Consider the following 11,932-nt stretch of genomic DNA (forward strand, 5'->3'; position numbering starts at 1 on the left):
CTGAACGCGGAATAATCGACAGGAGCAGGCATGAGCCGAATTGAAGGGGTTCTCCAGACCCTCAAAGGACAAGGCCGGAAGGCACTTATTCCCTTTATTACCGCCGGTGACCCTCACCCAGATGAGACCGTGGGCTTGATGCACACCATGGTTGATGCCGGGGTGGATATCATCGAGCTGGGTGTGCCGTTTTCTGATCCCATGGCCGATGGCCCAGTGATTCAGTTGGCCTGTGAAAGGGCGCTCAAGCACGGCACATCGCTGCGCCGTGTTCTGGCGATGGTGAGTGAGTTCAGAAAAACCAATGACACAACCCCGGTAGTGTTGATGGGCTATCTGAACCCCATTGAAGCCATGGGCTACGAAGCCTTTGCCGATGCGGCCGCAAAAGCGGGCGTAGACGGTGTTCTTACGGTGGACTTGCCACCGGAAGAGGCCGATGACATTGCACCTATGTTCTCCCAGAGAGGGCTGGACCCCATTTTTCTGCTGGCGCCAACCACCACCGATGAGAGAATTCGGGCAATTGCCGATCACTCTTCTGGTTATGTGTACTATGTTTCATTTAACGGCGTAACGGGAGCTGCCAGAATAAACGTGGATGAAGTTGCCGCTAAAGTGGCGCATATTCATGAATTGACGGCTCTGCCCGTTGGCGTTGGCTTTGGTATTCGCGATGCGGAAACAGCCGCAGCCGTGGGACGGGTATCCGATGGTGTAATTGTTGGCAGTGTGCTGGTCGATACAATAGCCAGAAACCAGGCAAATATCGGAGAGCTTAAACGGGCACTGACGGATCTGCTCAACCCCATGCGCGAAGCACTGGACAGCTTGGCTTCCTGACTCGAAAGGTGAGGGCGGGCCGGAATCAAAGGACAGGATAAAACCATGAGTAACTGGCTGGACAAGATAATGCCGGGCAAAATCCGCTCGGAATCCAATCGCAGAACAGGTGTTCCTGAAGGGCTTTGGAAAAAGTGCCCTAAATGTGGCGCCTTTCTCTACAAGCCGGAGCTGGAGAAAAACCTCGATGTTTGCCCCAAATGCAATCATCACCTGAGGGTCAACGCCCGCCGTCGCCTCGACATTTTTCTTGATGAAGAGGGTCGAGAGGAAATTGGCGAAAACCTAGAACCTTGGGATCGACTGAAGTTCAAGGACACCAAGCGCTACAAGGATCGCCTAGTTCAGGCTCAAAAAACTACGGGTGAGAAAGACGCGCTTATTGCCATGAAAGGCAAAACACTGGGTGTACCGCTAGTGGCCTGTTCCTTCGAGTTCGGGTTTATGGGCGGCTCCATGGGCCAAGTTGTTGGGGAAAAGTTCGTTCAGGCCGCTAATATTGCGCTTGCAGAGCGCATTCCTCTGGTTTGCTTTTCTGCCAGCGGCGGCGCTCGGATGCAAGAAGCCATACTGTCGCTGATGCAGATGTCCAAAACTGCAGCTGTGCTTGAGCGTATGAAGGGGGAAGGCATACCTTACATATCGGTGATGACGGACCCGGTGTTCGGTGGTGTATCTGCCAGTCTCGCAATGCTGGGCGATCTTAATATTGCCGAGCCCAATGCATTGATTGGCTTTGCAGGTCCGCGGGTTATCGAACAGACGGTTCGCGAAAAATTACCCGAAGGTTTCCAGCGCAGTGAGTTCCTACTTGAGCACGGGGCGATCGACATGATTCTGCACCGCCACCAGATGCGTGAGCGCATTGCCCACGTGCTGGCGAAGTTCACCGGTCAGGAGCGACCGGGAACAGACGAACCCATTGAATTTGACATAACGGAAAAACCAGACGTTGATACCCCCATCGAGTAAAAAAACACCTCAACCCCCGCATGCGCCGGGGGCGGGTGCCACTGTTGAGCAGTGGCTGTCTTGGCTTGAATCGATCCACCCCACTGAAATTGACCTCGGGCTCGACCGGGTTCTTGTCGTATTACGCCGGCTGTTCCGAAACAAGCCAGCGGCGCGTGTGATAACGATTGCCGGAACCAACGGCAAGGGCAGTACCGTTGGCACTCTTGAGGCTTTGTTGCTGGCCGCAGGTCGGCGCACCGGCGCCTTTACGTCACCGCATTTGCAGAACTACAACGAGCGAGTCCGCATTGATGGCAAAGACATTGACGATGCGGCTCTCATTTTCGCTTTCGAGACGGTTGAGGCGGCTCGTGGTTCGGTAACGCTGACCTATTTTGAATTTGGCACGTTGGCGGCGTTCGTCGCACTTCGGGAATCCGGTGTGCAGGACTGGATTCTTGAGGTAGGTCTTGGTGGCCGGCTGGATGCCGTAAACGTAGTAGACGCGGATCTGGCGATTATAACGTCTGTCGATATTGACCACGTGGCGTTTCTCGGCGACAACCGTGAAGTCATCGGGTTTGAAAAGGCCGGCATTCTTCGCCCAGGCATACCGGCCATTGTTGCCGATATGGATCCGCCACGTTCCGTGCTTCAACAGGCAACTGCTCAGAGGGTGGTGCTGACCAGAGCAGGGCAGGACTACACAGTCCGCGAAGTGGTAGCAGATAGCGGTGAAGCGACTGCAACACTGCAGTACCAAGGGCAGTTGGTTAGCCTCCCTGCAGGGCCTTTGCCGGTTCAGAGTGTTGCAGCTGCTGTAATGGCGATGCGAACACTTGAGCCTGGGATGGAGGTGTCGGCAATAGAAACAGCTCTGGGCCGAGTAAGTGTACCTGGGCGATTTGAGCGCCTTGAGCGAGACCCTGACCTGTATGTGGATGTAGGTCATAATCCCCATGCCGCAAACTGGCTCTGCTCGAGGTTGCAAGCTCTCAAAGTCAAAGAGGGTAGTCGGAAGGTTCACGCAGTGTACGCCGCACTTGGGGATAAAGACGTTGCGGGAGTAACCAGGGCCATGGCTTCGGTCGTTGATTCTTGGTATTTAGCGGGGCTGGATGTACCTCGTGGTTTGGGCTCAGAAGCCTTGAAAGCAAAGCTTGAGTCCTGTGCATTAAAGCAGGTAAGTACTCACGATTCTGTAGCTAATGCCATTGCGGAAGCAAAATTCCATGCCAGCAAAAATAGTATTGTGATTGTTTTCGGTTCATTTTTTACCGTTGCACAAGCGCGCTCGCTGCTGCTGTAAATCAGACGCTCAGCGCCTTAAACTTTGTTCATAGCGCATCGCAGAGCTTGGAGTTATGACAGGCGGACAGTTAGTATGTGGCAGGAAAAATGAATGGGGAGCCAAGTAACGTGGATGGATTGAAGCAAAGAATAATTGGAGCGCTGGTGCTGGTTTCGCTGGCCGTTATCTTTGTTCCTATGGTCTTCGATGAGCCTCACTCAGAGCGCACCTCCACGTCGATCAATATTCCGGAAGAGCCGCCTTTTCCGGAAGTTGAATCGCCGAAGTCGGATATAGCGCAAACACCTCCTTATCAGCAAGATCAGGCTTCGAATTCAGGTTCAGCCGATCAGGACTTCCGCATTCTGGAAAATGATGAGCCGGAGCCGGCTACCCAGCCAGAGACCTCACAACCAGCAACACCCAAGCAAACGGAATCTCCGGCGAATGCCGAGCAGACAAATGCGGAGTTTACCCGGTCTCTGGAAGGTGCCTGGGTTGTGCAGTTGGGCAGTTTTGGCAATGGTGACAACGCCAGACGCCTTCGGGATAGCGTTCGCGAAAAGGGTTATAACTCCCATCTTCAGGAAGTCGTTCGCGGAGACAACACCCTTACGCGGGTTTTCAGTGGGCCTTTCGCTGAGAAAACCAAGGCAGAGTCTGCGAAGCGCACACTGGATGAAGCTTTCAGCTTGAACAGTCTCGTCACTTCCGGCGACAAATAACGCTTTTAACCTGCTTTATATCACTCTGGCGGTTTGGCGCGCCGGGGTTTCCTGATAGAATTCGCGCTTCCTTTTCTCCACCGGGATTTCCATGGACGCGCTGATCTGGATTGACTGGGTCATCATTGCCCTCATTACAGTTTCCACTCTCATCAGTCTAAAACGCGGTTTCGTAAAAGAAGCTTTGTCTTTAGTGACTTGGGTGGGCGCGTTCATACTTGCCCGCACCTTTCACCCCCAGATGCAAGCGCTGCTTGAGAACACCGTTGAGACGCCGCTTGTACGATTGATAGCAGCATTTGCCATTCTTTTTTTCGGAACACTCATTGTCGGCGCAATCATCAACAACATGATCGGGCATCTTGTCCGTGCCACTGGGCTCTCAGCGACTGACAGAGTACTAGGCATGGGGTTTGGCCTGCTGCGTGGCATTGTTGTTGTTATCGTCGCGATTGCTTTTATCCGTTACACCCCTCTGGCCCAGGATACCTGGTGGAGGACGTCCGTCATGATAGACCGCCTTTCGGTGGTTGAAGACTGGTCCAGGCGAACATTCGGCGACGAGTTCGCCCGTTTTCTAGAGCCAGATTCTCAAAAGGCCGTGAAACCCACGTCCGCATCTCGCTAACATTCAGAATTAACACCCGGAGATCACCTTATCCATGTGTGGCATTGTCGGCATCGTCAGTACTTCCAACGTCAATCAGTCGCTTTATGATGCGCTGACTGTACTTCAGCACCGAGGCCAGGATGCGGCGGGCATTGTTACCTTTCAGGACGAGCGCTTTTACCTGCGCAAGGATAATGGTCTGGTTCGTGACGTTTTTCATACTCGCCACATGCATCGTCTGGTGGGCAACGTAGGCATAGGCCATGTGCGTTACCCGACGGCCGGAAGCTCAAGTTCTGCAGAGTCTCAGCCCTTCTATGTAAACAGCCCTTACGGTATTACTCTTGCCCATAACGGTAATTTGACCAACGCCGACGAACTGAGCCGGGATTTATTCCGCACCGATCTGCGCCATATCAACACCAACTCGGATTCGGAAGTGCTGCTGAACGTGTTTGCACACGAGCTGCAAAAACTACGCAAACTTGATCCTACAAAGGATGATATCTTTTCGGCCGTAAGTGCCGTTCACGAGCGGTGTGCCGGCGCCTATGCGGTTGTAGCCATGATTGCCGGGCACGGTATTGTCGGCTTCCGTGACCCTAACGGCATCCGCCCCATCTGTTACGGTGAACGAACCAGCGAGTCCGGCCGCAAGGAATACATGCTTGCTTCCGAAAGTGTTGCCCTGAGCGCGGCCGGTTACACTCTGGTACGAGATATCGCCCCCGGAGAAGCCGTTTATATCGAAACCGACGGCACGTTGTATACCCAGCAATGCGCTAAAAAACCGAAGTTATACCCCTGTATTTTTGAGCATGTCTATTTTGCTCGGCCGGATTCCATCATCGATGGCGTGTCCGTGTATAAGGCGCGCTTGCGCATGGGTGAAACCTTGGCAGATAAAGTGCTGCGTGAACGCCCGGATCACGATATTGATGTTGTTATGCCTATTCCTGATACCAGCCGGACATCGGCCTTACAGATGGCCCACCGACTAGGCCTGAAATTCCGCGAAGGGTTCATCAAAAATCGCTATATTGGCCGGACGTTTATCATGCCTGGCCAGACTATGCGCAAAAAATCGGTGCGCCAGAAACTGAACCCGATCGAGCTTGAGTTCCGGGGTAAAAACGTAATGCTGGTGGACGATTCCATCGTTCGCGGAACCACGTGCAAAGAAATTGTGCAGATGGCTCGGGACGCCGGCGCCAAGAATGTCTACTTCGCATCGGCTGCGCCTCCGGTTCGTTACCCCAACGTTTATGGCATTGACATGCCATCGGCCAAAGAGCTGATTGCTCATGACAGGACCGTTGAGGAAATTCGCGGTCTAATAGGAGCCGACTGGCTGTTGTACCAAGATCTCGAAGATCTGGTGACCAGTGTAAGCGATGTAAATGACAACATTGACGGCTGGGAGTGCTCAGTGTTCACCGGGAACTACGTGACGGGCGATATTGACTCCGCGTATCTCGAGCGCCTCGATGACGCTCGCAATGATATGAAACGGTCGGGAACTGCAGGCGCCGCGTCAACTGACAACGGCATTATTGATCTTTACAACGACGAAGACTGAACACCGAGCCTTACCAGGAGACGCTCATGACTTTTCACCGCGAAGAAACTGTCCAGATTCCCGAATCGGATCTCGACGGTATGTCCCTGGATACTCTGGCGGTGAGGGCAGGGCAGATCCGGACCGGTCAGCTTGAGCACAGTGATGCGATTTTTCCTACATCCAGCTTTGTTTATGGCAGTGCTGCTCAGGCAGCGGCGCGTTTCGGTGGCGAGGAGCCGGGCAATATATACTCCCGTTTCACCAACCCCACGGTTCAAGCCTTTGAGGGCCGCATTGCTGCCATGGAAGGGGGAGACCGCGCTGTAGCAACCTCATCCGGCATGGCTGCCATTCTCAGCACATGTATGGCGCTGCTAAAAAGCGGTGACCACGTTATCTGTTCCCGTGGTGTATTTGGAACCACCAATGTGCTGTTTCAGAAATACATGGCAAAGTTTGGTGTTGAAACAACGTTGGTAAGCCTTACGGATACCGAAGAGTGGGCATCGTCAATACGCCCAAATACCCGCATGCTGTTCGTCGAGACCCCGTCTAACCCACTCTGTGAGGTTGCCGACATGGGTGCTTTGGCAAAGCTTGCCCACGACAATGACGCCCTGTTCGTGGTGGACAACTGTTTTTGCACGCCTGTGTTGCAGCGCCCCCTGGAGCACGGTGCCGATATCGTGATTCACTCTGCAACCAAATACCTCGATGGCCAGGGCCGTTGTGTGGGTGGGGTTGTTGTCGGCCCCACGAAACTCATGGACGAAGTCTATGGCTTCCTAAGGTCCGCAGGGCCCACCATGAGCCCGTTTAATGCTTGGGTGTTCCATAAAGGCTTGGAAACCTTACCAATCCGTATGCGAGCTCACTGTGACAATGCGTTAGAGTTAGCGACGTGGTTGGAGCAGCAACCGGAAGTGGAACAAGTGTATTACGCAGGGCTTAAAAGCCACCCACAGCACGCGCTTGCAAAAAAACAGCAGAAAGGTTTTGGTGGGGTGCTGTCATTTTGTCTAAAAGGCGATCGCGAAGAAGCCTGGAGCTTCATCGATGCAACCCGCATGATTTCAATCACGGCGAACCTGGGTGATGTGAAAACCACGATTACCCATCCGGCGACCACAACCCACGGGCGCTTGTCTCCAGAAGACAAGTCCAGCGCAGGCATAACCGAAAACCTGTTGCGTCTGTCGGTGGGTATAGAAGCAGTTGAAGATCTGAAAACAGACTTGTATAGAGGTTTTCAGGCGCTTCAGAACGCAAGCAACATTTAACGTTTGAGCATTCATGGCCGAATCTGCAAAAGCGAAGAAATCACCACAAGAACTAACACAGAAGCAGCTGCGCTTTCGCCGCCTTGCCGCGCAGGGTGCGCGTGAAGGTGCGGTGATTGGGCTTGTTGCCCTTTGTATATATCTAACTATGGCTCTTGTGACGTTTAACGCTGCTGACCCAGGCTGGGCCAGCATTGGTCATGACACTAATGTGCTCAATTCAGCGGGCCGCTCTGGCGCCTGGCTTGCAAGCCTGCTTATGGATTTCTTCGGCCATGTGGCCTACCTGTTCCCAATGATGGTGGCGGGTTACGCCATCATGTTGATACGCCTGCGAAACGATTCTCTGGATTTGCACTGGCCGTTGTTCCTGATGCGGTTTGGTGGGTTTCTGCTGATTCTGTTGTCTGCGACCAGCCTCCTTTCGCTTTACTCAGTCTTTGGGTTAGGCGCCTCGTCCGGTGGGGTGCTGGGAACCGCCGTTGCAGATGCCATGGTTCGTTTTTTCAACTTACCGGCAACGACCTTGTTGCTTATAGCCATACTTCTGTTCGCCCTCACGGTTACGGTGGGGCTTTCTTGGTTCTGGCTCATGGATCAGTTGGGTGAGATGACGCTCCGCTTGGGGCAGGCACTAAAGCGGCTTGCCACCTCCGACAAAACGAAACCAGCTCCAGAGTCCAGCACTGCCTCCGCGCATAAAGCCGATGCTGCAAAAGCTCAGGCGGCGGCTGCCGAACACGAACAGCCCAGATCGCCCTGGTGGCACAAGATCCCTGGGTTTGGCCCACGCAAAGCGGCCAAGCCTCAAGAACAAGCGGGTGAACGGCTAGAGCCAGGCCTTGAAGGTTTTTCTGCCGGCGAAGAGCTGGAGCCCGCGAGACTGGAAAGCTTCAGCTCCCGTGATGAGGCACCGGCTAAAGCTCGCAAGCAGCCGTTCACTCAGGGCACGCCAAAGCTTGCGTCGGCGGTCGGCAGGTCGTTGAAAATAGCGCCGTTTAAGAAAGACGATCAAACGCCTCAAGCAAGCAACGGAAAAAACTCTCAACCTTCGCTGCTTGAAGACATAGAAAGCCCAATCCCGCCCATCTCGCTGTTAGATCCGCCTGAGGAGCACAAGGAAAGTGGGTACTCAGAGGAAGCCCTTGAACACATGTCGCGCTTGCTTGAGGAAAAGCTGGCTGACTTTGGTGTTTCTGTTGAGGTAGTTGAGGTAAACCCGGGTCCGGTTATCACTCGTTTTGAGATCAAACCGGCCGCCGGCGTTAAGGTTAGCAAGATTTCGAACCTTGCAAAGGATCTGGCCCGTTCACTGGCTGTGCTCAGCGTTAGGGTTGTGGAGGTTATCCCGGGCAAGTCTGTGGTGGGTATCGAGATTCCCAATGAAACGCGTGAAATCGTACGCCTCAGCGAAGTTCTGGGATCGAGGGTGTTCACCGAATCCAGCTCGGCCCTCACCATGGCGCTGGGTAATGACATAGGTGGCAACCCCATGGTTGCAAACCTCTCAAAAATGCCCCATCTGCTGGTTGCCGGCACCACCGGCTCTGGTAAGTCGGTGGGTGTTAACGCCATGCTAATAAGTATGTTGTTGAAGGCGAGGCCAGACGAAGTCCGCTTCATTATGGTCGACCCAAAGATGCTTGAGCTCAGCATCTACGATGGCATTCCTCACCTGCTAACGCCGGTTGTTACCGACATGAAAGATGCTGCAAATGCATTGCGTTGGTGCGTGGCCGAAATGGAACGCAGATACCGCGTTATGGCCAGCTTGGGTGTCCGTAACGTTGCAGGCTTCAACCGCAAGGTAAAAGACGCAGCAGAAGCCGGAGAGCCGCTGCTTGACCCAACATGGAAGCCGGATGAGTATCTCGCCAGCGATGAACAAGAGCGCCCGGAACTGGTGACATTGCCGTTCATCGTCGTAGTTATTGATGAGTTTGCCGACATGATGATGATTGTCGGCAAAAAAGTGGAAGAACTGATCGCGCGTATTGCCCAAAAAGCGAGGGCTGCAGGGATTCACCTGATTCTTGCCACTCAGCGGCCGTCTGTAGATGTGATCACCGGCCTGATCAAGGCCAACATTCCCACCCGTATGTCGTTCCAGGTGTCGTCTAAGATCGATTCTCGCACAGTGCTGGATCAGGGTGGTGCGGAACAGCTCCTCGGCCACGGCGATATGTTGTACTTGCCTCCGGGTTCAGGCCTCCCTGTGCGTGTTCATGGTGCGTTTGTGGATGACGACGAGGTTCACCGGGTTGTAAGTGCCTGGAAGGCCAGAGGCGAACCCGTTTATGTAGACGATGTACTTAACGGTGCCGAAGGCGAAAATCTGCCAGGCGTCCCCACATTAACGGAAGGCGGCGATAGCGAAGGCGATGCACTGTTCGATGAGGTTGTAGCCTTTGTAACAGAGGGCCGCCGAGTGTCGATTTCCTCCGTGCAACGAAAGTTCAGGATAGGTTATAACCGGGCGGCCAATATTGTTGAGGCTATGGAAGCATCGGGTGTTGTCAGTGCTGCGGGCCACAACGGTGGCCGTGAAGTCTTGGCGCCGCCCCCACCGAGAAATTAGGAGTCGTATTGTATGCAACAGTTTTCCCTAAAACCCGTGCTGGCCCCCGTGCTGGCTGTAGTTGTCGCACTTTTGTTCAGCAGCTCACTAATGGCAGCCGACAACGAGGAATCGGCAGCGGAATTAGCCTCTGTGTTAACAAGCTATGAAACCTATCAAGCCGACTTTATCCAAATTGTGGTAAACGAAGACGGCAGCAAGGTTCAGGAAACCCGTGGCTCTCTGAAGGCCAAAAGGCCGGGTCTGTTTTACTGGGAAACCCGCGCCCCTATGTCGCAGTTTGTCGTCAGTGATGGCAACACCGTGCAAGTTTATGATCCTGACCTAGAACAGGTCACTGTGCATAACTTGGATGATCGGGTACAGACCACACCTGCACTGCTGTTGAGTGGTGAAGTGGATAACCTGGAAGAAACTTACCGGGTGTCCAGTCGTCAGATCAGCGACGATACACGGGAATTCACCCTTGAACCCAAAAGCGAAGATTCACTGTTTGTGTCCCTGCAGCTGACGTTCTTTAAGAATGAACTGCAGGAGATGCGCATGAAAGATTCCCTGTCACAGCTTAGTGTGCTCAGCTTTGACCGTATTCAGCTGAACGACACCGTCGACAAGAGCGTGTTTACGCTTGAATACCCGGAGGACGTTGACGTAATCCGGGACGAAAGCTGACATGCAAAGCAGCTTGTTCACCGAGCAGGTCGGGTTCCGGCCTCTAGCGGCGCGTATGCGGCCGGAATCCCTAGACGACTACGTGGGTCAAATGCACCTCGTGGGGCCCGGGAAACCGCTGCGTAGAGCTGTGGAGCAGGGGCAACTCCACTCCATGATTCTTTGGGGCCCGCCCGGGGTGGGTAAGACCACTTTTGCAAGACTACTGGCGAGCGTCGGCGACCTCAGTTTTGAGAATGTGTCCGCGGTTTTAAGTGGCGTAAAAGATATTCGTGCGATCGTTGAACGAGCGCGCAACCGTAAGCAGTCCCAGGGCCAAGACACGCTATTGTTCGTGGACGAAGTGCACAGGTTCAACAAGAGCCAGCAAGATGCGTTTCTTCCACATATTGAAGATGGCACCTTTATTTTTGTCGGCGCCACCACTGAAAACCCCTCTTTCGAGCTCAACAGCGCTCTGCTTTCCCGCACCCGTGTGTATGTGCTTAAGAATCTCGAAGAAGACGACATCCTCCGTATGCTCAGCCGGGCTTTGACCTCAGAAGAAGGTTTTGGGGGCCAACTCGCGGTGTCTGACGAGGTGCTGCGGGTAATGGCATCGGCATCCGGCGGCGATGCTAGGCGGGCGCTTAACATCCTCGAGATTTCTGCCGATCTAGCAGAGCTGGACAGTGACGGTAAAAATCGCGTTAACGCAGACCAGCTTGAACAAGTGATGCAAACCAGTTTGCGCCGGTTTGATAAGGGCGGAGATGTTTTTTACGACCAGATATCGGCACTGCACAAATCCGTAAGGGGCTCAGACCCTGACGGCTCGCTGTACTGGCTGTGTCGGATGCTTGATGGTGGCTGCGACCCTTTGTACGTCGTTCGCCGTTTGGTGCGCATTGCGAGTGAGGATATCGGCAACGCCGATCCCCGGGCCCTGCAGCTGAGTATGGATGCCTGGTTTGCACAGGAACGGTTGGGGAGCCCCGAAGGCGAACTGGCCCTAGCGCAGGCCGTAACCTATCTGGCACTCGCGCCGAAAAGCGACGCGGTTTACAAGGCATTCAACCAGTGCATGGCAGATATACGGAAGGATCCAGATTACGAGGTTCCCGTGCATTTACGCAATGCGCCCACCAAGCTGCTGAAAAGCATGGGGCACGGCGACTCCTATCGTTATGCTCACCATGAACCGGATGCATTCGCCGCTGGAGAGTCCTACTTGCCAGAGGCCATCCATCAGCGCAGGTACTATGAGCCAGTTAACCGTGGCCTAGAGATCAAGCTCTCCGAAAAGCGCCAACGACTCGATGCCCTGAACGAACAAAGCCCCAACAAACGCCATACCTGAGCTTTTTATAAGGTTGCCCGCCGGCGCTAGCCAGCAGCAGCGGCACAGGTATAATGGCCTGCTAATCTACATACATCGC

General features: G+C 54.0%; 10 protein-coding genes. All 10 read left to right on the forward strand.

What is annotated here, in order from left to right; genetic code table 11:
* Positions 1-30 precede the first annotated feature (30 nt).
* The 10 genes from trpA to CPH80_RS03920 all read left to right on the forward strand — a co-directional run bounded on the left by trpA (position 31) and on the right by CPH80_RS03920 (position 11,853).
* Positions 31-843 carry a tryptophan synthase subunit alpha gene (gene trpA / locus CPH80_RS03875; RefSeq protein ID WP_096275699.1) on the forward strand — a complete coding sequence of 271 codons (813 nt, stop codon included), beginning with the start codon at positions 31-33 and terminating at the stop codon, positions 841-843.
* A gap of 45 nt (positions 844-888) precedes the next feature.
* Positions 889-1,815, forward strand: coding sequence for an acetyl-CoA carboxylase, carboxyltransferase subunit beta (accD, locus tag CPH80_RS03880; protein WP_096275700.1), 927 nt, complete (start codon positions 889-891; stop codon positions 1,813-1,815).
* On the forward strand, positions 1,799-3,106 hold the full coding sequence (folC, locus tag CPH80_RS03885) for a bifunctional tetrahydrofolate synthase/dihydrofolate synthase (protein WP_096281385.1): 1,308 nt from the start codon (positions 1,799-1,801) through the stop codon (positions 3,104-3,106). The genes accD and folC overlap by 17 nt, the downstream gene beginning before the upstream one ends.
* Positions 3,107-3,216: 110 nt before the next feature.
* On the forward strand, positions 3,217-3,813 hold the full coding sequence (locus tag CPH80_RS03890; protein ID WP_096281387.1) for an SPOR domain-containing protein: 597 nt from the start codon (positions 3,217-3,219) through the stop codon (positions 3,811-3,813).
* Positions 3,814-3,904: 91 nt separating this feature from the next.
* Complete coding sequence (locus CPH80_RS03895; RefSeq protein WP_096275701.1) at positions 3,905-4,441, forward strand: CvpA family protein; 537 nt, start codon at positions 3,905-3,907, stop codon at positions 4,439-4,441.
* 34 nt (positions 4,442-4,475) lie between these two features.
* Positions 4,476-6,002, forward strand: coding sequence for an amidophosphoribosyltransferase (gene purF / locus CPH80_RS03900; protein WP_096275702.1), 1,527 nt, complete (start codon positions 4,476-4,478; stop codon positions 6,000-6,002).
* Between the two features lie 26 nt (positions 6,003-6,028).
* Positions 6,029-7,264 carry an O-succinylhomoserine sulfhydrylase gene (locus CPH80_RS03905; protein WP_096275703.1) on the forward strand — a complete coding sequence of 412 codons (1,236 nt, stop codon included), beginning with the start codon at positions 6,029-6,031 and terminating at the stop codon, positions 7,262-7,264.
* Positions 7,265-7,277: 13 nt separating this feature from the next.
* Positions 7,278-9,842, forward strand: coding sequence for a DNA translocase FtsK (locus tag CPH80_RS03910; RefSeq protein ID WP_096275704.1), 2,565 nt, complete (start codon positions 7,278-7,280; stop codon positions 9,840-9,842).
* A 12-nt stretch (positions 9,843-9,854) separates the two neighbouring features.
* A complete protein-coding gene (lolA, locus tag CPH80_RS03915) occupies positions 9,855-10,514 on the forward strand; it encodes an outer membrane lipoprotein chaperone LolA (RefSeq protein WP_096275705.1) in 660 nt (219 codons plus the stop codon).
* 1 nt (position 10,515) lies between these two features.
* Positions 10,516-11,853 (forward strand): replication-associated recombination protein A, encoded by a 1,338-nt coding sequence (locus CPH80_RS03920; RefSeq protein WP_096275706.1) that lies wholly within the window; start codon positions 10,516-10,518, stop codon positions 11,851-11,853.
* The last annotated feature ends 79 nt before the right edge of the window (positions 11,854-11,932 follow it).

The organism is Marinobacter sp. LV10R510-11A, assembly GCF_900215155.1.
Classification (GTDB): domain Bacteria; phylum Pseudomonadota; class Gammaproteobacteria; order Pseudomonadales; family Oleiphilaceae; genus Marinobacter.

What these genes read in the sequence shown, in the direction of transcription:
- trpA (WP_096275699.1), top strand. Translation starts at nt 31, where the DNA reads ATGAGCCGAATTGAAGGGGTTCTCCAGACCCTCAAAGGACAAGGCCGG.
- accD (WP_096275700.1), top strand. Translation starts at nt 889, where the DNA reads ATGAGTAACTGGCTGGACAAGATAATGCCGGGCAAAATCCGCTCGGAA.
- CPH80_RS03895 (WP_096275701.1), top strand. Translation starts at nt 3,905, where the DNA reads ATGGACGCGCTGATCTGGATTGACTGGGTCATCATTGCCCTCATTACA.
- purF (WP_096275702.1), top strand. Translation starts at nt 4,476, where the DNA reads ATGTGTGGCATTGTCGGCATCGTCAGTACTTCCAACGTCAATCAGTCG.
- CPH80_RS03905 (WP_096275703.1), top strand. Translation starts at nt 6,029, where the DNA reads ATGACTTTTCACCGCGAAGAAACTGTCCAGATTCCCGAATCGGATCTC.
- CPH80_RS03910 (WP_096275704.1), top strand. Translation starts at nt 7,278, where the DNA reads ATGGCCGAATCTGCAAAAGCGAAGAAATCACCACAAGAACTAACACAG.
- lolA (WP_096275705.1), top strand. Translation starts at nt 9,855, where the DNA reads ATGCAACAGTTTTCCCTAAAACCCGTGCTGGCCCCCGTGCTGGCTGTA.
- CPH80_RS03920 (WP_096275706.1), top strand. Translation starts at nt 10,516, where the DNA reads ATGCAAAGCAGCTTGTTCACCGAGCAGGTCGGGTTCCGGCCTCTAGCG.